Source organism: Flavobacterium sp. 28YEA47A (assembly GCF_041262125.1).
GTDB lineage: Bacteria > Bacteroidota > Bacteroidia > Flavobacteriales > Flavobacteriaceae > Flavobacterium.
The window spans coordinates 351,365-371,616 of record NZ_JBGCCI010000001.1 but is presented as its reverse complement, the minus strand read 5'-3'; the positions used below and the strand labels follow the sequence as shown (position 1 = coordinate 371,616).

At 36.8% G+C, this 20,252-nt stretch carries 22 protein-coding genes; 5 read left to right on the top strand and 17 right to left on the bottom strand.

Annotation, left to right across the window (positions count from 1 at the left end):
• Position 1 precedes the first annotated feature (1 nt).
• The 3 genes from ABH942_RS01780 to ABH942_RS01770 all read right to left on the bottom strand — a co-directional run bounded on the left by ABH942_RS01780 (position 2) and on the right by ABH942_RS01770 (position 3,330).
• Entirely contained in the window at positions 2 to 1,417 is a 1,416-nt protein-coding gene (locus ABH942_RS01780; protein WP_370029279.1) for an alkaline phosphatase, read from the bottom strand.
• A gap of 136 nt (positions 1,418 to 1,553) precedes the next feature.
• Positions 1,554 to 2,792, bottom strand: coding sequence for a diaminopimelate decarboxylase (gene lysA / locus ABH942_RS01775; protein WP_370029278.1), 1,239 nt, complete (start codon positions 2,790 to 2,792; stop codon positions 1,554 to 1,556).
• Positions 2,793 to 2,916: 124 nt separating this feature from the next.
• On the bottom strand, positions 2,917 to 3,330 hold the full coding sequence (locus ABH942_RS01770) for a hypothetical protein (RefSeq protein WP_370029277.1): 414 nt from the start codon (positions 3,328 to 3,330) through the stop codon (positions 2,917 to 2,919).
• Positions 3,331 to 3,573: 243 nt separating this feature from the next.
• On the opposite strand from ABH942_RS01770, the gene sucC reads away from it, so the two are divergent.
• Entirely contained in the window at positions 3,574 to 4,767 is a 1,194-nt protein-coding gene (gene sucC / locus ABH942_RS01765; protein ID WP_140001164.1) for an ADP-forming succinate--CoA ligase subunit beta, read from the top strand.
• 57 nt (positions 4,768 to 4,824) lie between these two features.
• Here the strand turns inward: sucC and ABH942_RS01760 are convergent, their stop codons facing one another.
• From ABH942_RS01760 to ABH942_RS01750, 3 genes are read right to left on the bottom strand one after another with little or no spacing between them, the layout of a single operon-like run.
• Positions 4,825 to 5,346 (bottom strand): DUF4269 domain-containing protein, encoded by a 522-nt coding sequence (locus tag ABH942_RS01760; protein WP_370029276.1) that lies wholly within the window; start codon positions 5,344 to 5,346, stop codon positions 4,825 to 4,827.
• Position 5,347: 1 nt separating this feature from the next.
• A complete protein-coding gene (locus ABH942_RS01755) occupies positions 5,348 to 5,767 on the bottom strand; it encodes a DUF1456 family protein (RefSeq protein ID WP_370029275.1) in 420 nt (139 codons plus the stop codon).
• Positions 5,768 to 5,801: 34 nt separating this feature from the next.
• Positions 5,802 to 6,602 (bottom strand): alpha/beta hydrolase, encoded by an 801-nt coding sequence (locus ABH942_RS01750; RefSeq protein WP_370029433.1) that lies wholly within the window; start codon positions 6,600 to 6,602, stop codon positions 5,802 to 5,804.
• Positions 6,603 to 6,652: 50 nt separating this feature from the next.
• Here ABH942_RS01750 and ABH942_RS01745 point away from each other — a divergent pair, with 50 nt between their 5' ends.
• Positions 6,653 to 7,054, top strand: a complete 402-nt coding sequence (locus tag ABH942_RS01745) for a TerB family tellurite resistance protein (protein WP_370029274.1) — start codon at positions 6,653 to 6,655, stop codon at positions 7,052 to 7,054.
• Between the two features lies 1 nt (position 7,055).
• Here the strand turns inward: ABH942_RS01745 and uvrB are convergent, their stop codons facing one another.
• The 8 genes from uvrB to ABH942_RS01705 all read right to left on the bottom strand — a co-directional run bounded on the left by uvrB (position 7,056) and on the right by ABH942_RS01705 (position 15,905).
• Positions 7,056 to 9,044, bottom strand: a complete 1,989-nt coding sequence (gene uvrB / locus ABH942_RS01740; protein ID WP_370029273.1) for an excinuclease ABC subunit UvrB — start codon at positions 9,042 to 9,044, stop codon at positions 7,056 to 7,058.
• 90 nt (positions 9,045 to 9,134) lie between these two features.
• Complete coding sequence (gene nudK, locus ABH942_RS01735) at positions 9,135 to 9,719, bottom strand: GDP-mannose pyrophosphatase NudK (protein WP_370029272.1); 585 nt, start codon at positions 9,717 to 9,719, stop codon at positions 9,135 to 9,137.
• Positions 9,720 to 9,742: 23 nt separating this feature from the next.
• The gene (locus tag ABH942_RS01730; RefSeq protein WP_370029271.1) at positions 9,743 to 10,405 is read right to left on the bottom strand and encodes a thiamine diphosphokinase; all 663 of its coding nucleotides are present in this window, start codon (positions 10,403 to 10,405) and stop codon (positions 9,743 to 9,745) included.
• Between the two features lie 111 nt (positions 10,406 to 10,516).
• Positions 10,517 to 12,739: an NADP-dependent isocitrate dehydrogenase gene (locus tag ABH942_RS01725; RefSeq protein ID WP_370029270.1), complete on the bottom strand. Its 2,223-nt coding sequence runs from the start codon at positions 12,737 to 12,739 to the stop codon at positions 10,517 to 10,519.
• Between the two features lie 356 nt (positions 12,740 to 13,095).
• Positions 13,096 to 13,857, bottom strand: a complete 762-nt coding sequence (locus tag ABH942_RS01720) for a hypothetical protein (protein WP_370029269.1) — start codon at positions 13,855 to 13,857, stop codon at positions 13,096 to 13,098.
• A gap of 135 nt (positions 13,858 to 13,992) precedes the next feature.
• A complete protein-coding gene (gene rplS / locus ABH942_RS01715) occupies positions 13,993 to 14,343 on the bottom strand; it encodes a 50S ribosomal protein L19 (protein WP_370029268.1) in 351 nt (116 codons plus the stop codon).
• Between the two features lie 338 nt (positions 14,344 to 14,681).
• Complete coding sequence (trmD, locus tag ABH942_RS01710; protein WP_140001175.1) at positions 14,682 to 15,359, bottom strand: tRNA (guanosine(37)-N1)-methyltransferase TrmD; 678 nt, start codon at positions 15,357 to 15,359, stop codon at positions 14,682 to 14,684.
• A gap of 96 nt (positions 15,360 to 15,455) precedes the next feature.
• A complete protein-coding gene (locus ABH942_RS01705) occupies positions 15,456 to 15,905 on the bottom strand; it encodes a DUF1569 domain-containing protein (protein ID WP_370029267.1) in 450 nt (149 codons plus the stop codon).
• A 160-nt stretch (positions 15,906 to 16,065) separates the two neighbouring features.
• On the opposite strand from ABH942_RS01705, the gene ABH942_RS01700 reads away from it, so the two are divergent.
• Positions 16,066 to 16,998, top strand: a complete 933-nt coding sequence (locus tag ABH942_RS01700) for a peptidylprolyl isomerase (RefSeq protein WP_370029266.1) — start codon at positions 16,066 to 16,068, stop codon at positions 16,996 to 16,998.
• Positions 16,999 to 17,099: 101 nt separating this feature from the next.
• On the top strand, positions 17,100 to 17,639 hold the full coding sequence (locus ABH942_RS01695) for a hypothetical protein (RefSeq protein WP_370029265.1): 540 nt from the start codon (positions 17,100 to 17,102) through the stop codon (positions 17,637 to 17,639).
• On the opposite strand, the gene ABH942_RS01690 is transcribed toward ABH942_RS01695, so the two are convergent.
• Complete coding sequence (locus ABH942_RS01690) at positions 17,640 to 18,194, bottom strand: thioredoxin family protein (protein WP_370029264.1); 555 nt, start codon at positions 18,192 to 18,194, stop codon at positions 17,640 to 17,642. It lies immediately after the preceding gene.
• Positions 18,195 to 18,280: 86 nt separating this feature from the next.
• On the opposite strand from ABH942_RS01690, the gene ABH942_RS01685 reads away from it, so the two are divergent.
• Complete coding sequence (locus tag ABH942_RS01685; protein ID WP_056070482.1) at positions 18,281 to 18,634, top strand: tRNA-binding protein; 354 nt, start codon at positions 18,281 to 18,283, stop codon at positions 18,632 to 18,634.
• Between the two features lie 56 nt (positions 18,635 to 18,690).
• On the opposite strand, the gene ABH942_RS01680 is transcribed toward ABH942_RS01685, so the two are convergent.
• Together ABH942_RS01680 and ABH942_RS01675 are read right to left on the bottom strand one after the other, a co-directional pair.
• Positions 18,691 to 19,731, bottom strand: coding sequence for a WG repeat-containing protein (locus tag ABH942_RS01680; RefSeq protein ID WP_370029263.1), 1,041 nt, complete (start codon positions 19,729 to 19,731; stop codon positions 18,691 to 18,693).
• A gap of 113 nt (positions 19,732 to 19,844) precedes the next feature.
• Positions 19,845 to 20,222, bottom strand: a complete 378-nt coding sequence (locus ABH942_RS01675) for a PUR family DNA/RNA-binding protein (protein ID WP_140001182.1) — start codon at positions 20,220 to 20,222, stop codon at positions 19,845 to 19,847.
• Positions 20,223 to 20,252: the final 30 nt, after the last annotated feature.

The window sequence follows — 20,252 nt, the reverse complement described above, 5'->3', positions numbered from 1 at the left end:
TTTAAAACTTATTCTCAACTTCGGCAGCCTGAAGCATTAAATAATGCAGGTCCGTGTTTTTTACAAAAGGCTTTAGAAGCTCGCTTCCAGGGCCAAACATTGCCAATTCAACATAATCAGCGGAGTGATCCATACTAATCCATCCAACAGAATTTGTTTTCTGCTGCATTTCTGAAAATGCTTTATATGGCAGTTTTTTATAATTGTATAGACCTTCTTCTTTATGTAATCCATCATAATAACTCAATATTATTTTGGCATCTTCATCAGAAGGAGCATGCCCGTTTGCCTTTTCGATAACTTCTTTTACTTGTGAAGTTGAAAAGCTCGGAGTGATCGTGTTCAGAATCCATTCGTTGGTATGAGTGTATTTTTGGATGCTGTCAAAATTGTCATTGGCATTTTTCCCATAGATTACTCCGGGATTGGCATTTCCGTGGTCGGTTGTAATGATAACTAAGGTTTCTTTATCTTTTTCTGCAAAGTCTATGGCAACCTTTACGGCTTCGTCAAAAGCAACCTGGTCATTTATCAAAGCTGCAATATCATTAGCATGGGCTGCCCAATCCACTTTTCCGCCTTCTATTTGAAGGACAAATCCGTTTTTGTGGCTTTTCATTCGGTCGATAGCCTTTTGTGCCATTTCTGCTAAAGTAGGAACGGTTTTTTTTAAATCGTCATCACTATTTCGATCTACAGAATAAGGGAGTGCATCATCAGAAAAAACACCCAATATCGGCTTATCATTTGGAATGCTAAGCATTTCTGAGCGTGTTTTTGCTATTTGGTAACCTTTTGCTTCGAATGCAGCAAACATATCTTTTTTATCTTTTCTGGTTTCGGCTGAAAAATAATTTTTACCACCGCCCATCATAATATCAAATCCTTGTTCAAGATAAATTTCAGCAATATCATCCTGACTGTTTCTGCTTTTGCTATTTACACAAAAGCCGGCAGGAGTAGCATGGGTAATTGGAACGGTAGTTACACATCCCGCCATTTTTCCGCTTCTTTTGAATTTTTGCCAGATAGGAAGGTGTGGTTTTCCGTCAGGCCCTACATTCAGTGATCCGTTGTTAACACGAAAACCACCGCCCCAGGAAGAACTGGCTGCAGCAGAATCCGTAACAATAGAACTGGCTGAAGCCGTGTCCATCAAAGCTCTGGAAACTCTGTTGTCTTTATATAATTGAATCCAATTGGATCCTTTTCCATATTTTCTGTTCAAGAACAAGTCGGCCATATTAAGTGTCCCGGTACTCATTCCGTCACTAACCAGCAAAATGATGTTCTTGGCTTTTTTATTTTTGTTAATCGTTTCAAAATCCAGAACATTGGCATTGCCCTGAAAAGGATTCAAAACTGCAGTTCCGATTGTAAACAGTGAACCGTTTTTGAAAAACTTCCTTCTATCCATGTGGTAAAATCTTTATGAAGCCCAAAGATAATGAACTAACATTTTACAGCGATTAACTATTTGTTATTTTAAGAGTTTTTATAAAAAAAAAGCCCCAAGCTAATGCTATGGGACCCTTCCTCAAAATATACTTAACCTAACTAATTTTAGAAACCAGCTCGTAACTTTTGTCAAATTCTACAATGATTTGGTTTCTTATTAAATCGTCAAAATTTTCTCTTTCTCTAATGAGGTGTCCTTTTCCTTCATACCATAATACTTCGGCAGGTTTGAATCTGGAATTGTAATTGGATGACATCGAAAAGCAATAGGCTCCTGCATTTCTGAAACACAGAATATCACCTTCTTTAATTTCAGCAATTCTTCTATTGTTAGCAAAAGTGTCCGTTTCGCAGATGTATCCTACAACAGAATAAAAGCGTTCTTTACCTTTAGGATTGGAAATATTTTCAATATGGTGTTGCGAACCGTAAAACATAGGTCTTATTAAGTGGTTGAAACCACTGTCGACACCTGCGAAAACAGTAGAAGTTGTTTGTTTTACTACATTGACTTTTGCCAAAAAGAAACCGGCTTCGCTAACCAGAAATTTACCCGGTTCAAAAGCTAAAGTCAAATCACGGCCATATTCTTTGCAAAAGGCATTAAATCGCTTGCTCAGTTTTTTACCTAGCTCTTCAATATTGGTTTCGATATCGTCTTTTTTGTAAGGTACTTTGAAGCCGCTTCCAAAATCAAGAAATTCAAGATTGCTAAAATGTTTGGCGGTATCAAAAAGTATTTCGGCCGCATACAGGAAAACTTCAATATCGAGAATATCAGATCCGGTATGCATATGGATTCCGTTGATGTTCATACCTGTATTTTCGACAATACGTAATAGGTGAGGCATCTGATGTACAGAAATTCCAAACTTACTGTCGATATGACCGACTGAAATATTAGCGTTTCCGCCTGCCATGACATGTGGATTGATTCTGATGCAGACAGGAATTGATGGGTATTTTGCTCCAAAATGTTCCAATACGGATAAATTATCGATATTGATCTGAACACCAAGGTGTGCAGCTTCTTCAATTTCTTCAAAAGAAACGCCGTTGGGTGTATAGATTATTTTTTCCGGTTCAAATCCGGCATACAATCCAAGTTGAACTTCCTGGATAGAAACCGTATCCAATCCAGAACCCAATTCCTTTAGAAGTTTTAATATAGAAATATTCGATAATGCCTTTACAGCATAATTTATACGTAAGCTTCCGACTTTTGAAAATGCATCCGTCAGTCGGGTATATTGAGACTGGATTTTTGCAGCATCATATACATACAGCGGGCTTCCAAACTCTTCTGACAATTGCAGTAAATCTTTCGTTTGCATGACTTTAAATTCTTTTATACAAAATTATAATCGAATTTTATATTATGCAAAATAATAACTTATATTAACAAAAATCAACATATTGTTGTTTTTAAAACAATAATATATTAAAACTTAAATTATTTTAACGAATAAATTTGAGAATGACGCCATCTGCTTCGCCTTGATTAATTTGTAAAGTTGTATTAGTGGTTATATAACAACCATAATTTGTTCCGGCAAGAGAAAGAGAACGGGCGCATGTTTCAGGAGTCATAACATTATTGCTTATAGAGTAATTATAGGTGCCTGATTCAAATATGTCTTGTTTGGATTCGTCTGTATTGTTATTTACGACTGTGAAAGTATGATTGGATGCATTAAAATTCCATTGGATAACTCCCGGTTCAAACTGGTCTCTGATTCCGGCTATAGTACCGTTGACTTCTATTAATTTCCATACTCCTCGCAATGAAGTATCATTTCTATTATCGTCGTCGTTATTGCAGCCTAGCAATATCATTATTGCAAATAAGCATATTAGTTGAATTTTTTTCATGATTATTTGTTTTAAAGGATTGGGTTTTGACTTTAATGTATATTAAAGATGTTAAAAAAGTGAAAAAGTTGCTTTTATTTTTGTGTTTTTAATGAAAAAAATGAAATAATAAATAATGTGGGATACTAATAAAAATAGAATCAGAATAGGCAGGCAAGCATTAAATAAAAGAAATAATTCTTTCGCTGATTAGATGAAAATTGCTATTTTTGTGGCACTTTTAAAAAGTCAAAAAACTTCAATATGGATATACACGAATACCAAGGAAAAGAAATATTAGCCAGTTACGGCGTGAAAGTTCAACGTGGTTATGTTGCCAATAATCCTCAGGAAGCTGTTACGGTTGCAAAACAATTGACGGCTGAAACAGGAACTGGATGGCACGTGATTAAAGCTCAGGTTCACGCAGGTGGAAGAGGAAAAGGTGGAGGTGTGAAATTGGCTAAAAATTTACAGCAGGTAGAAGAATTAGCTGAACAGATTATAGGAATGCAGCTAATTACTCCTCAGACTTCTGCTGAAGGAAAAAAAGTACATAAAGTTTTGGTAGCGGAGGATGTTTATTATCCAGGTGAAAGTGAAACTTCAGAATTCTATATGTCAGTTTTATTAAATAGAGGTAAAGGACGTAACATGATTATGTATTCTACTGAAGGTGGAATGGATATCGAAGAAGTTGCTGAAAAAACACCTCATTTAATCTTCACTGAAGAAATTGATCCTACTGTAGGATTACAGGCTTTCCAGGCTAGAAGAATTGCATTTAATCTTGGTCTTTCAGGAAATGCTTTCAAAGAAATGGTTCAGTTTGTAGATTCTTTATATAAGGCTTATGTTGGTTCAGACGCTTCTATGTTTGAAATCAACCCGGTTTTAAAAACATCTGATAACAAAATCATTGCTGTTGATGCAAAAGTTAACCTGGATGACAATGCGTTATACAGACACCCGGCTTTAGCAGAAATGCGTGATATTCGTGAAGAGAACCCAATCGAAGTTGAAGCAAAAGCTGCAGGTCTTAATTATGTAGATCTTGACGGAACTGTTGGCTGTATGGTTAATGGTGCGGGTCTTGCTATGGCAACGATGGATTTGATTAAATATGCAGGATTTGAGCCAGCTAACTTCCTTGATGTAGGTGGTACTGCTGATGCTAAACGTGTGGAATTGGCTTTCAGAATTATCTTGAAAGATCCAAACGTAAAAGCAATCTTGATTAACATTTTTGGAGGAATCGTTCGTTGTGACCGTGTTGCTCAAGGTGTTATTGATGCATACAAAAATATGGGTGATAGCATAAAAGTGCCAATCATTGTTCGTTTGCAAGGAACTAACGCAGAACTTGCTAAAGAAATGATCGACAACTCTGGAATGCCAATTTTATCTGCAGTACAATTCCAAGAAGCTGCTGATCAGGTAAAAGCAGCACTTAGCTAATAGTATATTTATAATTGCAATAAAAAAATCCTAATCGAAAGATTAGGATTTTTTGTTTTATTCAAGTTCGAGTAATGCTTCGTAAGGATTCCCGTTTAAGTCCAATAGCAGTGCAAAAGCGGGCTCTGTTTTATATCCCTGTTTTTTTAATTCTTTAATTTTTTCTCGGAAATTTTCTCCCTGCTGTTCCAGGATCTTGTATTCAATTAACATATGGCGGTATCCGTATTGCTTTTCTACAGGAATATCCTGTCCAAAAATTTCTATTTCAAAATTATCTAAGATAAAGCTGGAGATAATTGTTTCACGGTCATTGATAACCGTTTCAGTAATTTGAAATCCGATTTCTTTGCCAAAATTGGTTTTAACCTGATTGTAGAAACTAACTTTTTCTGTCCAATAGCAGGCAATATCTAAATCGCTTGATGGAATCTCAATACAGATTGGAATCGTTCCTACCAGTATCGGACTAAATTCCGAAAGTTTTTCAAGAACTGTATGTTGCGTTAAAGTCTGGTATGCTTCACGCTGTCTGCTATTTCCGGATTTAAGATATTCTATCGTCAGAAAATCAATCAATTTATGCCTTTTTGTTTTTACCGTTTTTGAATTTTACTTTTTCTACAGGATTGAATTTGCTTTCCACTTTTTTAGGCTTGAAGTTTTTGGAAGAGGATTTTGCAACTGGTTTTTTTGGAGCTTCTTTTGGAGCAACTTTTTTGACAGCCGTTTTTAACTGGGTTTTGTTTTGGTTGATTACATCCATAGCGTTGGTTGGGTTTTCTTTTGTCCCACGCAAATGAATGATCAAACCATTTAAGAAATTACGTAGTACCTGGTCACCACATTCCATGTAGTTTGGATGGTCTTCTGCTCTAAAAAAAGCGCCTAATTCTGGCTTGGAGATTCTGAAATCTACCAATTGAAGTATGTCTACTATTTGGTCATCACGAAGCTGTAAGGCTACACGAAGCTTTTTAAAAATATCGTTGTTGTTCATATCCTTGATTTGTGCAAAGATAGATTATATTTAACTAAAACAACCACAAAACAGCTTTCGCAAAACCTTCCCGCCATAATTTCTCTCCATGTTGTCCTCCTTTTACAATTACGGTCTTGTCTAGCTTCAGGCAATAGCATCTGTTATGGTCTAAAAGTTTTTTAATTTTTTGAGCATCGATAACCATATCGTCACTTTCAGAATCACCATATAAGAAATAGATTTTGGCTTTGATTTTTTCTGATTTTTCAGTCATGGTGTATATCTCATCTGAAAACCAGAATGAAGGTGAAAAAACACCTGCTTTTCCAAAAACTTCCGGGTATTTTAATATGGCATAATACGAAACAAGTCCTCCTAATGAACTTCCAAAAATTGCGGTATTACTAGCATTGGTTTTTGTTCTGTAATTTTTATCAACGTAGGGTTTTAATGTGTTTACAATAAAATCCAAATAGTCATCAGCTTTGCCGCCGCCATGTTTTTTATTTGGAAAAGGAGTGAGTTCATCCACCCGCTTTTCATTTCCGTGTTCAATACCAATAACGATAACTTGTGCCTTGAGGCTGTCCAGTGTTTCATCAACATTCCATTCACCCGCAAAAGAAGTTTTGGCATCAAACAAGTTTTGTGCATCATGCATATAGATTACAGGATACTTTTTTTTAGAAGCCGCATAGCTTTTTGGAAGATAAACCCATATTTTCTTGACAGTTTTTAATTGGGGCGCATCTATTTCAAAAGTGCTGACCTGTGATGTAGCCGTACTTTCCTGTGCTTTCAGATTCAGAAAAAAGCAGAGAAAGAAAATTGTGAATAAATATCTCAAGTGAATGATTTTAGGGATGGACAAAAAAGAATATTTTAGCTAAAAATAAAGATTTAATGAATACCTACGAACAAAAGTTAAGCCTTCTTGCTGAAATGATTTCTTTTGCAATTGTTGACGGAATGCTTCATGATAGAGAATATCAATTTTTAAGTATTGTAGCCCAGGAATTAAATGTCAAAAGCGAAGACTTTAAAAATCTTTTTCACGAAGAATTAATAGCGCTTCCTATAAAATCAGAACAGCAGCGAATCCAGCAATTTTACAGACTGGCTTTACTGATGCACTGTGACGGTGTATTGCATGAAAAAGAAGAAATAGCCATCAAACAGATGGGTGTGAATATGGGATTAAATCCTTTTGCAATCAAAAGAATACTAAAAGCAATGGAGGAATCGCCAAACGGAATGATTGATCCTGAAATGCTGATTGATATTTTTAAGGAGCAGTTGAATTAGTTTATATCTTTTCCTGCAATGCCTTTATCTCATCTCTGTATTTTGCCGCTTGCATAAAATCTAAATCTTTAGCTGCTTTTTCCATAGCCTTTCTTGCCTCACGGATTTTTTTCTCAATTTCTGGTTTTGTCAGGTATTGGCTTTCCGGTTCGGCAGCTTTCAGAGCTTGATTCTCGAAATATTGGGTCGAAACAGAGTTTTTTGCTAACGTACTGTCGATTTTTTTGTTCAGAGCTTTTGGAGAAAGATTATGTTCTTTGTTGTAATTAATCTGTTTTTCTCTTCTGTAATTGGTTTGGTCAATCGTTTTCTGCATGCTGGCAGTAACCTTGTCGGCATACATAATCGCTTTTCCGTTGATATTCCTTGCTGCTCTTCCTACGGTTTGGGTTAGCGATCTGGTATTTCTCAGAAAACCTTCTTTATCGGCATCCAAAATGGCTACAAGCGATACTTCCGGAAGATCTAAACCTTCACGTAGCAGGTTAACACCAATTAATACATCAAATAGTCCTTTTCGTAAATCCTGCATGATTTCAACACGTTCCAACGTATCGACTTCAGAGTGAATATAGCGGCAGCGAATGGCTACTTTGGTAAGGTATTTTGTAAGTTCCTCTGCCATTCTTTTTGTAAGCGTGGTTACCAAAACCCGTTCGTCCAGTTCAACACGTTGCTGGATTTCTTCAATAAGGTCGTCAATCTGGTTCAGGCTTGGGCGTACTTCAATAATCGGATCAAGAAGTCCTGTTGGACGAATAATCTGCTCGACATAAACACCTTCTGATTTTTCCAATTCATAATCAGCAGGAGTTGCCGATACATAGACGACTTGGTTTTGCATGGCTTCAAATTCTTCAAACTTCAGCGGGCGGTTGTCCATAGCAGCAGGCAGTCGGAAACCATATTCCACCAGATTTTCTTTTCTCGAACGGTCACCACCATACATGGCATGAACCTGTGATACGGTAACATGGCTTTCGTCTACCACCATAAGATAGTCTTTTGGGAAATAGTCCAGCAGGCAGAAAGGCCTTGTGCCTGGAAGTCGGCCGTCAAGATATCTCGAATAATTCTCGATACCGGAACAATAACCTAATTCACGAATCATTTCCAGGTCGAAGTTAGTACGTTCCTCCAAACGTTTTGCTTCCAGGTGTTTTCCAATTTCTTTAAAATAATCTACCTGTTTTACCAAATCCTGTTGGATTTCCCAGATGGCACCGTTCAGTACTTCAGGTGAAGTCACAAACATATTTGCGGGATAAATATTTAGACTGGTGTATTTTTCCAATACCAAAGAGGTTTTTGGATCAAATGCTTCGATCTCTTCAATTTCATCGCCAAAAAAATGTATCCTGAAAGGTTCGTCTCCGTAGCTAGGAAATACTTCTACCGTATCACCTTTGATGCGGAAAGAGCCGGGATTAAATTCAGCTTCGGTTCGGGAATACAAGGCCTGTACTAATTTGTGTAGTAGTTTTGTTCTGGAAATTACCTGGTTTTTTTCTACTGTAACCACATTCTTTTGAAATTCTACAGGGTTACCAATACCGTATAGGCAGGACACAGAAGAAACAACTATAATATCCCTACGTCCGGAAAGAAGCGAAGAAGTGGTACTCAATCGCATTTTTTCCAATTCTTCATTGATGGAAAGGTCTTTCTCTATATAAGTACCCGTTACAGGAATAAAAGCTTCAGGTTGATAATAGTCGTAGTAGGAAACAAAATACTCTACCGCATTGTTTGGAAAAAACTGCTTGAACTCGGAATATAACTGGGCAGCAAGTGTTTTGTTGTGCGCCAGAACAAGCGTAGGCCTTTGTACTTCCTGAATGACGTTCGCCATAGTAAACGTTTTTCCAGAACCCGTGACTCCTAATAACGTTTGGAAACGCTCTCCGTCCTCGATGCCCTTGCTTAATTTTTCAATAGCTTGTGGCTGATCGCCAGTAGGTTTGTAATCAGATACGACTTGAAATTTCATGTGGAGTTTGAAGTTTAAGTAACAAAGTTACAAAGGAAAATAGGAAAAAAACTTTAGGAAACCTTAAAAGTTATGTCTTAGTATAAATGCTTATTCCAACAAATTGTTGATTTTGGCGTATTGTAAAAGCATGATGGTTTTGGCATCTTTTATTTCTCCGGTTTCAATCATCTGCATGGCTTTTTCAAAAGGAATTTCGAGTACGTCGATGTTTTCATGTTCTGTAGAAAGTCCGCCGCCTTCGCTTATTTTCATCTCTTTTGAATACTCTGCTACAAAGAAATAGATGATTTCTGTAACAGATCCGGGTGACATATAGGCCTGAAAAACTTTCCGTACCTGGGTCAGACTGTATCCTGTTTCTTCTTCAGTTTCACGCTTGATGCATTCTTCCGGATTTTCTTCTTCCAGGAGTCCGGCACAAGCCTCAATAACCATTCCTGTTTCATTGCCATTTACAAAGGTAGGCATACGGAATTGGCGGATAAGAATAACTGTTTTTTGTGCTTTGTTGTAAAGGAGAATGGTAGCACCATTACCACGATCGTAGACTTCTCTGGATTGGGTTTCCCAACTGCCGTCTTTTTTCTGGTAATCAAAGACAATTTTTTTAAGGATGTACCAATTGTCTGAGAGGATTTCGGAACTTTTAATTTTTATAACAGGATTAGTCATATCGTATAGAGGTTTTAAAAGAATCAATCAAAACATTCCATCAGCAACAAATCACCTTCTTTATGCTCGATAGTTACCATGCCATCCTGGGCGGCATGATTGCTGCTTCCGGTGCGATATCCCATAGTCAGGGTTTCATCGTGTAACAAATAATCGAGATTTGTTGATGTAATGCCATGTACTGTCCCAACGGGAATAATCGAAATTGGGAAGCCTTTTGGATACCATTTTTCATATCGTTTTGGTAGTTGGAAAATTTTGGAATAGTCGTCAAGAATAACAATTTTTAGTTTGTCTTGAAAGCGAACGATATTGGTCATGTTGGTTATGGTATGATCGGCTCTTCGTCCTGTTGCCCATACGACATTGACGGCTTTGTGTCCTTTTTCGATCAAATAGTCGAATGCCTTTTCCAGATCGGTTTTTTCCTGATCAGGAGCGTATACGATTTCCAACGGGAATTGCAATGTCTTATAGTATTCGGTATCCAATCCATTATCAAAATCGCCTAACAGAACATCGACTTTAATGCCTAATGGCAGCACTCTTTCTATAGCTGAATCCAAAACAATAACCAAAGGCGACCATTCTAATAATTGTCCCATTAGTTCACTACTACATGAAGCTCCATTAGCAATGATTAAAGCAGGTTCCTGGTCGTCGCGGACAATATGGTGGCTTGACATTTTTTAATTATGAGTTGTGAATTATGAATTACGGATAAAAAGATTGAAACGTAAAAATATAAAAAAGACGACCGTTTCCAGTCGTCTTTTTCTATAAAATAAGTTAAAAGATTAAGCTAGTTTAGCCAAAGCTTTGTTTAGCGTCTCGCTTGGTCTCATGGCTTTGTCAGTCAAGTTGAAATCTGGCTTGTAATAGCCGCCAATTTCCTGGTGTTTTCCTTGAGCAGCGATTAGCTCTTCATTGATTTTAGCTTCGTTATCAGTAAGTTCTTTGGCTATTTCAGTAAAAGTCGCTTTCAATTCAGCGTCTTTATCCTGAGCTGCTAATGCTTGTGCCCAATATAAAGCAATGTAAAAATGCGATCCTCTGTTGTCAAGCTGACCTACTTTTCTAGCTGGCGATTTGTCGTTTTCTAAGAACTTTTCTGTAGCCTGATCCAAAGTTTCAGAAAGAACCAATGCTTTGGAGTTGTTTAGAGTTTGTCCTAAATGTTCCAAAGAAGCTCCTAAAGCCAAAACTTCTCCAAGAGAATCCCAACGAAGGTAACCTTCTTCAATGAATTGTTCTACGTGTTTTGGTGCAGAACCTCCGGCTCCGGTTTCGAATAAACCACCGCCATTCATCAACGGAACGATAGAAAGCATTTTTGCTGAAGTTCCAAGTTCCAAGATAGGGAATAAGTCCGTCAGGTAATCACGCAAAACGTTTCCTGTTACTGAAATTGTGTCTTTTCCGTCCTTGATTCTTTCCAAAGAAAGTTTAGTAGCTTCAATTGGATTCATAATTTTGATATCCAATCCGGTTGTATCGTAATCTTTTAAGTAAAGTTTTACTTTTTCGATTAATTGTCTGTCATGGGCTCTGTTTTCATCCAACCAGAAAATAGCAGGAGTGTCAGATAATCTTGCTCTATTTACAGCCAGTTTTACCCAGTCCTGGATTGGAGCATCTTTTACCTGGCACATTCTAAAAATATCGCCTTTTTCTACTTTTTGTTCAGTAAGGACTTCTCCTTTTGAGTTGATGACTTTTACAGTTCCGTCAGCAGTCATTTGGAAAGTCTTGTCATGTGAGCCGTATTCTTCAGCTGCCTGCGCCATCAAACCTACGTTTGGAACGCTTCCCATTGTTCTTGGGTCAAAAGCGCCATTTTTCTTGCAGAAATCGATAGTTGCAACATAAACACCGGCATAAGAACGGTCTGGAATGATAGCTTTTGTGTCTTGTCCTTTGCCTTCTTTGTTCCACATTTGTCCTGAAGTACGGATCATGGCCGGCATAGAAGCATCAACGATTACGTCAGAAGGAACATGAAGGTTGGTAATTCCTTTATCAGAATTTACCATAGCAATAGCAGGCCCGTTTTCGTAAACTGCATTTAGGTCAGCTTCTATTTCAGCCTGTTTTGGATGTCCGGCAATCTTTGCATATACATCACCCAATCCATTTTTAGTATCGATACCAAGTTCTGTAAAAAGGTCTTTGTATTTTTCAAAAACCGGTGCAAAGAAAACGTCAACGATTGCTCCAAACATAATCGGGTCTGAAACTTTCATCATGGTTGCTTTTAAATGCACAGAAAATAAAACACCTTTTGCTTTGGCGTCTTCAATTTCTTTAGAGATAAAGCTTTTTAATGCTTTCATGCTCATTACTGAGCTATCAATAATTTCTCCGGCCTTTAACGGAGAAGTGTCTTTTAATAATTTTGTAGTACCGTCATTGCCTACGAATTCAATTTTGAAAGTATCGGCATCCTTAATGGTTACTGATTTTTCACTTCCATAAAAATCACCTTCGCTCATGCTTGCTACATGTGTTTTGGAATCTGCGCTCCAGGCACCCATAGAATGTGGGTGTTTCTTAGCGTAATTCTTTACAGCTTTTGGAGCTCTTCTGTCAGAGTTTCCTTCACGTAGAACCGGGTTTACGGCAGATCCGAGCACTTTAGCATATTTAGCCTTGATTGCTTTTTCTTCGTCAGTCTGAGGGTTTTCAGGAAATTCAGGAAGATTGTATCCCTGTGCCTGTAATTCCTTGATGGCTTCTTTCAATTGAGGAACCGAAGCCGAAATGTTAGGCAATTTGATGATGTTTGCCTCAGGAGTTGTAGCCAGTTTTCCAAGATCGGCAAGATTGTCGTTGATTCTCTGTTCTGGCTTAAGATAGTCTGAAAGGTTGGCGATGATTCTTCCAGCCAATGAAATATCTTTGGTTTCAACAGTAATTCCTGCCGGAGCAGTAAATGCTTTTACGATTGGTAAAAAAGAGTGGGTGGCAAGCATCGGAGCTTCGTCCGTAATTGTATAAGAAATCTTTGCTTTATCTGACATTTTCGAAAAAAATTTGTTTGTTTATTCTTGTTTGTAAGGATTGCAAATATATGAAAACCATAGCGAATTTAAGAATTTGGAGAAAGCGAAAACGTTTGATTTAAGAAATTGGTAATTAAAAGATTGATAAATGCGAAATCATCAAATAACTATAAAATTTTAACGTGGATATTTTAGAAGTTGGAAATATTTTAGCAGGTGAATTCTTTAGGTTTTCTTAATTGATTACCTGAAATCTTGCTTTGCGGCTCTGCGCCTTTGCGAGCAATTATTTCACGCAAAGGCGCAGAGTCGCAAAGTTTCTAATAATAGAAATGTTGTGCTTATCTTGATAGTCTTTTATTTAAGAAAGAATTTTAGTAGAACAGATAATCAGCAGCACTGTTGCTGTCTTTGTTGATTACTTTTGGGAATCCGTTTTCATTGTATTCGTACGTATTCATAACTTCGATTACGTTCGGATTTTCGATTAGGCTGTTGCTAATGCAATTTTTTGAACTTCCAATATTAGTGGTAAAACCATTGAAATGTGCTGAATTGTAAAAATAGTGATACAAGAATAGCTTATTGTATCCGGTAACATTTTTCAAAGGGTGGTTTTTACTGTCGTAAGTGTATTTTACAGAAGGCCTTGGTCTTCCGCCGTTCAGGTATACATATTCTGAGATCTCATTGTCTCGAACGGTAAAATATCCTACGAAATCATAAGAACTTCTGTAGGCTCTTGCGACAAAATTTACAGTATCCTGTCCAACATAGGTAAACTCAACAGTCAAAGGATTATCGCTTTCTTGTTTGAATTTTTTTAGTTTTCCATTAGAAAGATATTCAAATTCTACAGTTTGTGACAATGTATTGTCGGTATCAGGATTTGTGTACCAGCTGATTTTTGAGATGTTATTTCCGTTGTAATTGAATTTTTTATTTTCCTTCACGCTTCTGGCTTCCAGTAATTTTTTACCGTCATATTTATAAAGCGTTTCATAGCTTGTGCCATTGCTTTGAGTGATGGTCTTTTTTAAGAGCACATCGGCTGTAGTGTCATGCGGCTGCGAAGAATCGTCGCTTGAACATGAAAGAAGTATGGCGAGACAAAATAGTAAAGCTATTTTTTTCATAATGTCTGATTTTAGGTAAGTTGCATACAATAGGTAAAGGTATGATTTTTTATTTCATGTTGCATCTTAAAAAAAATAGGCCATAAAAAAATCCCGAAGCGATTCGGGATTTTTTTATAACTAAAAGACGTTAGATTATCTTCTTCTGTCTTTAATTTTAGCTTTTTTACCTGTAAGTTCTCTGAAGTAGAAAATTCTAGCTCTACGAACTTTACCAGTTTTGTTGATTTCAACTTTCTGTAAAGCAGGCATATTCACAGGGAAGATACGCTCAACTCCAACAGAACCAGACATTTTACGGATTGTAAAAGTTTCAGTCGCACCAGAACCTCTTCTTTGGATTACAACTCCTTTGAAGAACTGAGTTCTTGTTTTTTCACCTTCTTTAATTTCGTAGTAAACTGTGATTGTGTCACCAGCTCCGAATTCAGGAAAATCTTTTTTTGTTACAAATTCGTCTTTAACGAATTTCATCAAATCTGCCATTTTGTTTGATTTAATTATTTGATTATCAGAGCAACGTTCACGAGTTTCGCCAGAGGTTGGTCCAAAGTGGGTGCAAAGATAGGAAAAGTTATGAATTATGAAATGGGAATAGATGATTTTTTTAAGAAAAATTTCAAATGCATGATTTTAGATGTAAGATTTAGTATTTAAAGATTTAAGATTTTGGAGGTAGGATTTAAGATTTTAGAACTACGATGCTTTATGTAGGTACGTTTTCAAAAATCAAAAAATAAGTCAGCCTTCAAAAATCAAAAATCTCAAATCAAAAATTTAAAAGGTCTTCAAAAATCCGAAATCATAAATCAAAAATTCAAAAATCAGTCTTCCAACAAATCCGGTCTCCTATTCTTCGTGTGTTCAAAAGCTTTGTCTTCACGCCATTGGTCGATTTTAGCAAAATGACCGCTTAGCAAAATATCCGGTACTTTCCAGCCTTTATAGTCGGATGGGCGTGTGTAAATTGGAGGCGATAATAGGTTGTCTTGAAAACTGTCTGTCAAGGCAGAAGTCTCATCGCTTAAAACGCCCGGAATTAATCGGATTAAAGCGTCAGACAATACGATAGCTCCTAACTCTCCACCCGAAAGTACATAATCTCCGATTGAAATTTCTTTAGTAATCAGATGATCCCGTACTCTTTGGTCTACACCTTTATAATGACCACATAAGATGATAATGTTTTCTAACGACGACATCTGATTAGCCATGCCCTGATTTAAAGTTTCTCCATCCGGAGTCATATAAATGATTTCATCATAGTTGCGTTCGCTTTTCAGCTTTGCAATACAATCATCAATAGGCTGAATCATCATAACCATTCCCGCGCCTCCACCAAATTGATAGTCGTCGACATTCTTTTGTTTGTTTGTCGTATAATCTCTCAAATTATGAAAATGGACTTCTACCAGTCCTTTGTCGATCGCTCTTTTCATGATAGAGGCTTCGAAAGGACTTCTTAATAATTCAGGAAGTACGGTGATAATGTCGATTCTCATTTTAGGGATTTGTGATTTAGGATTTACTATTTGTGATTTAGGATTTAGGATTTCAGATTTCGCTTCTAAAATCATAAATCCTAAATCAAATATTTTTTAAGCTCCGAATTGTTTTAAATGGTGGTCCAGGTGTTTCCATTGCATATAATCCCATTCATCAGTTGTAAGATTTCCAAAAAAAGGATGCTTAGGGTTCTTTATTGCGCCAGGGCCTTCGTTGGTAAATTTTGAGATTAAAGTAATTAGTTCTGTTTTTGACTGCTCAAAATCAGGATGTCCTTTTACGACAAATTCTTTAGCAGTAGGCAGGTTTCTTTTAATCGGGTCTTTGCTAATCACGCTTTTTTTTGCCATTTTTCCAAATAGCAAAGCAATAAGTCCGACTTTAATCTTTATCTCTCCAAAAGCAACCTTAATGGGCATTTGGCAATGCACAAGCATCTGGCTTACGTTCATTGTTCCCCATTCATTATGTGTAATCGGAGTGAGCGTCTCTATGCGCTCAATCAGTTTTTTATTTCCTTCAGGATGAAAAATGCTATTCATGTGGTTGGTTGTTTTTATTTTCAGAACGGAGAATTCTCTTTTTTCTGTGACGCAAATTTAAGTAAATACCTAGTTTCTTTGTTTGACCTAGGTCATTAATTGTATTTATTTTCACATTTTAATTCGTAATTTTGCGTGATTCAAAAATAAAATTAATAAGATGGAAAACGGAATATACGCAAAATTCAATACTCCAAAAGGGGCAATCTTAGTGAAATTGACACATGATAAGACGCCTGGAACTGTAGGTAACTTTGTTGGATTGGCAGAAGGAAATTTAGAAAACAAATCAAGACCACAAGGCAAGCCTTATTATGACGGGCTTAAATTTCACCGTGTGATTCCTGATTTTATGATCCAGGGCGGTTGTCCTCAGGGAACAGGAACAGGCGGACCGGGCTACCAATTCGATGATGAGTTTCATCCGGAATTAAAGCATGATAAGCCAGGTGTATTGTCTATGGCTAATTCTGGTCCGGGTTCTAACGGTTCGCAATTTTTTATCACACACGTGCCAACAAACTGGTTGGATAATAAGCATACTGTTTTTGGTCATGTGGTAGAAGGACAGGATGTTGTAGATGCAATTGCTCAGGGCGATGAAATTCAAAGTATTGAAATTATCCGTGAAGGTGATGAGGCAAAAAAATGGAATGCTATTGAGGCTTTCAGAGTATTTGAAGGTTCTCGTGCAAAACGTGAAGCAAAAGCAAAAGAAGAAGCTGAAGCTAAAATGGAAAAATTAGCTGCTGGATTTGATAAGACTGAAAGCGGACTTCGTTATAAAATGATTCAAAAAGGAAACGGTAAAAAAGCAGAAAACGGTAAGACCGTTTCTGTTCACTATACCGGACAGTTGGAAGACGGAAAAGTATTCGATTCTTCTTACCCAAGAAAAAAACCAATTGAATTTCCTTTAGGAAAAGGCCATGTAATTGAAGGATGGGATGAAGGAATTGCTTTACTTCAGGTAGGAGACAAGGCTCGTTTTGTTATTCCATCGCATTTAGGATATGGTTCTCGTGGAGCAGGTGGTGTTATTCCTCCAGATGCTACTTTGGTTTTTGACGTTGAATTAATGGATGTGAAATAATAAGATTTCGATTTATAGTTGTTAAAAGCACCTCATTAGAGGTGCTTTTTTCTTGGAATGCTATTTGCTTTTGTATTTTTGCCATTACTAAAATTGATCCGATGCGTTTTTTGTTTTTTATTCTTTTTCTGTTTTCGATTTCTTCAAAAGCTCAGGTTGCACAACATTGCGGCTATGATTTTACTTCTTATTTTGTATTGAATGTACACGAAGCAGGCAAAAAAGAGAATATTCCCGGATTAAAAATTACCATAATTAACGGATTGGGTCTTGATTTGCTGAATATCAATAATCTATACAGTTGGACAAGTGCCGGAAAACCATTGACTTTTACTGCTAATTATAGAATAGATGATAAAGGCAATAGGATAACGAGCGATTCTCAGGTTTCAAAAGAGCGCTGGTTTTTTCCTTTTGCAAAAGACAATTATCTGCTTTCTATCAAAAACACGTTTCCGGGAGATGATTTTAGCCTGAAAGTTGAAGATGTTGATGGTGAAGAAAACGGAGGCAATTTTAAAACGCAAATTGTAAAACTGAATAGTTTCAATATGTATGTCCTATGTTCCAGCAAAGCTCGTGAGACACAGTTTGGTCCTAAGATGAACCGTCCGATTGATATCGTATTGGAAAAGAAATAATTATTTCCATTTGATATTGCAACCCAAACTTGGTTTTTGGATTTCAGGCAGGCTTCTGTTATAAATTAAGGCGTCGATTGCGTTTCTCAAATCACTGCCGCTTAAAGGAATTCCGTTTGAAGGTCGGGAATCATCTAGTTGTCCTCGATAAAATAATTTGTCCTGTGAGTCAAAAAGATAAAAGTCAGGCGTACAGGCGGCATCAAAATCTTTGGCGACATCCTGGGTTTCATCGTATAGGTAAGGAAAATCAAAACTGTTTTTAAAAGCGAATTCAGACATCATTTCCGGGCCGTCCTGTGGATATTTTTCAACATCATTGCTGCTGATAGCAATAATCCCAATGCCTTGTACGCGGTAATCGTTGGCAATCATCAAAATTTCCGGCAAGGCATGAATCACATAGGGACAGTGATTGCAGATAAACATAACCAAAGTGCCTTTTTTGCCTTTCAGGTCTTCAAAAGAATAATAAAAACTAGAATTAGTATCTTTCAGTCTGAATTGTGGAGCAGAAGTCCCAAGTGGGAGCATATTTGATGGTGTTTTTGCCATTGCATTTAAAATAAAATTCGAGCTTTAAATATAGGCAGAAATTTTCGAAATTTGACAGACAGTATTTAGAATAGAAAATTAAAATTATGAATTCAGAATTACAGAATAATTTATCATGGTCCGAATTTGAAAGAGTAGAAATGCGGGTTGGGACTATTATGGAAGCTAATGATTTTCCAGAAGCCAGAAAGCCGGCATATCAGCTGGTTATCGATTTTGGTGCTGAAATAGGAATCAGAAAGACTTCCGCTCAGATTACAAAACATTATGAAAAAGCAGATTTAGTTGGAAGGCAAATCGTTTCTGTTGTAAACTTTCCTAAAAAACAGATTGGCAAATTTATGAGCGAATGTCTTGTTTTAGGAGCGGTAGGCGAGGAAGGTTCTGTTATCTTGCTGTCTCCGGATTTTAAAGTGGAAAATGGTTTGAGGATTGGATAAAAAAAACAGCCTCTTTTGAGGCTGTTACTATAATTACAAAATAATATCAAATTGAATTAGTTGACTGGCTGTCCTTGCTTGTTGATAAAAAAAACATCATTACCTTTTCTTACTTCTGCTTTTCCGTTTCTGAAATTTTCAGCCCTGGTATATTTTGTAAATGGAATGATAAGTTTTCCGGTTGTGTCTACATAACCACTTTCTCCTTTGTCAGTAACGATTAATGCCAGGCCTTCACTGAAAAAATTAGCTTTGATATAAATACACGGAACAACTTCTTTTCCTTTTTTATTGATAAAGCCCCATTTGTTGCCTATCTGAACTCTAGCCAATCCAGATTGGTCGCTATCAAAACTACCCATTCCGTCATACTTTAATGGAACTATAACTTTTCCGGTTTTATCAACCAGGCCGCATTTGTTGTTATTTCTGACAATAGCTACGCCGCCTTTAAAATCGTCAGCTAGTTCATAAATAAAAGGAACGACCGTTTTTCCTGTTTTGTCTACATAACCACGTTTTTGTCCTTTCGTGGCTACTGCCAATCCATCTTTAAAAAAACCAATCTCATCATAGATGCAAGGAACGGCTTCTTGCCCTTTTTGATTAATGGCTCCGAATTTCCCGTCTTTTCGTACCCGTGTCATGCCTTCTGATGTAAAGCCGGCCGCCTCATAAATAAAAGGAATGTTTTCTTTGCCAGTAGGATCGATACGCCCCCATTTTTCTTCTTTTCTTACCCAAGTATAACCTTCTGAAAAACCTTTAGCTTCATCATAAATACATGGGATTACTTCCTTGCCTGATTTATCTGCATAGCCGTATAGATTTTCTTTTTTGACTAGTGCTCTGTTTTCTGTAAAACTGGCGACTGTCGAATCGTAAATAAGCGGTACAACAATAGTTCCGGTACTGTCGATTATTCCAGAGGCTGTGCCATTTGAGACAGAGGCATAGCCTTTAAAAAAATATTGGATGTTGTAGCTCTTGTCTTCGGGAGTGAATTTTTTTGTTTTTGTATCATAAGTCCCGGTAATTTTTGTCTGCGCAAGAAGACAATTGCTTACGAAAAGGCATAGGATAAGAAGATGTCTCATTTAGGAGTTTGTTACGGTGTTAGGTTTGAACTTGAGAAAAAACTATGCCAGAATCTTATATAAACAAAAAATTCCCGAAAGGTCATTTCGGGAATTCTGTTATTGTGTATTGATTAAATATCGTCAAAGTCAATATCTGTAAAGCTTGCTGTGGCGGTAGTTTCAGCAGTAGCTTTTTCAGTATAGAACTCTTTCTTGAAATCTTTTTGATGTCTTTCAGAGATTACTTCTTCGCCTTTGTGGTTTAAGACATAAGAAGTCATTTCTTCCAAGATTTCTGAAAATGCGGTAAAATCTTCTTTATAAAGGTAGATTTTGTGTTTTTTAAAATGAAAAGAACCGTCTTCTTCAGTGAATTTTTTACTTTCAGTAATTGTGATATAATAGTCGTCAGCTTTTGTAGCTCTAACATCAAAGAAATAAGTTCTTCTTCCGGCTCTCAATACTTTAGAAAAAATTTCTTCTTTTTCTAGCATGTCATTTTCTCTCATAATCCGTCGTTCAATTGGTTTGTGTTAACT

Excerpts from the sequence above, each read along its gene's own strand:
- ABH942_RS01780 (WP_370029279.1), bottom strand. The coding sequence starts at position 1,417 with ATGGATAGAAGGAAGTTTTTCAAAAACGGTTCACTGTTTACAATCGGA.
- lysA (WP_370029278.1), bottom strand. The coding sequence starts at position 2,792 with ATGCAAACGAAAGATTTACTGCAATTGTCAGAAGAGTTTGGAAGCCCG.
- ABH942_RS01770 (WP_370029277.1), bottom strand. The coding sequence starts at position 3,330 with ATGAAAAAAATTCAACTAATATGCTTATTTGCAATAATGATATTGCTA.
- sucC (WP_140001164.1), top strand. The coding sequence starts at position 3,574 with ATGGATATACACGAATACCAAGGAAAAGAAATATTAGCCAGTTACGGC.
- ABH942_RS01755 (WP_370029275.1), bottom strand. The coding sequence starts at position 5,767 with ATGAACAACAACGATATTTTTAAAAAGCTTCGTGTAGCCTTACAGCTT.
- ABH942_RS01745 (WP_370029274.1), top strand. The coding sequence starts at position 6,653 with ATGAATACCTACGAACAAAAGTTAAGCCTTCTTGCTGAAATGATTTCT.
- uvrB (WP_370029273.1), bottom strand. The coding sequence starts at position 9,044 with ATGAAATTTCAAGTCGTATCTGATTACAAACCTACTGGCGATCAGCCA.
- nudK (WP_370029272.1), bottom strand. The coding sequence starts at position 9,719 with ATGACTAATCCTGTTATAAAAATTAAAAGTTCCGAAATCCTCTCAGAC.
- ABH942_RS01730 (WP_370029271.1), bottom strand. The coding sequence starts at position 10,405 with ATGTCAAGCCACCATATTGTCCGCGACGACCAGGAACCTGCTTTAATC.
- ABH942_RS01725 (WP_370029270.1), bottom strand. The coding sequence starts at position 12,739 with ATGTCAGATAAAGCAAAGATTTCTTATACAATTACGGACGAAGCTCCG.
- ABH942_RS01720 (WP_370029269.1), bottom strand. The coding sequence starts at position 13,857 with ATGAAAAAAATAGCTTTACTATTTTGTCTCGCCATACTTCTTTCATGT.
- rplS (WP_370029268.1), bottom strand. The coding sequence starts at position 14,343 with ATGGCAGATTTGATGAAATTCGTTAAAGACGAATTTGTAACAAAAAAA.
- trmD (WP_140001175.1), bottom strand. The coding sequence starts at position 15,359 with ATGAGAATCGACATTATCACCGTACTTCCTGAATTATTAAGAAGTCCT.
- ABH942_RS01705 (WP_370029267.1), bottom strand. The coding sequence starts at position 15,905 with ATGAATAGCATTTTTCATCCTGAAGGAAATAAAAAACTGATTGAGCGC.
- ABH942_RS01700 (WP_370029266.1), top strand. The coding sequence starts at position 16,066 with ATGGAAAACGGAATATACGCAAAATTCAATACTCCAAAAGGGGCAATC.
- ABH942_RS01695 (WP_370029265.1), top strand. The coding sequence starts at position 17,100 with ATGCGTTTTTTGTTTTTTATTCTTTTTCTGTTTTCGATTTCTTCAAAA.
- ABH942_RS01690 (WP_370029264.1), bottom strand. The coding sequence starts at position 18,194 with ATGGCAAAAACACCATCAAATATGCTCCCACTTGGGACTTCTGCTCCA.
- ABH942_RS01685 (WP_056070482.1), top strand. The coding sequence starts at position 18,281 with ATGAATTCAGAATTACAGAATAATTTATCATGGTCCGAATTTGAAAGA.
- ABH942_RS01680 (WP_370029263.1), bottom strand. The coding sequence starts at position 19,731 with ATGAGACATCTTCTTATCCTATGCCTTTTCGTAAGCAATTGTCTTCTT.
- ABH942_RS01675 (WP_140001182.1), bottom strand. The coding sequence starts at position 20,222 with ATGAGAGAAAATGACATGCTAGAAAAAGAAGAAATTTTTTCTAAAGTA.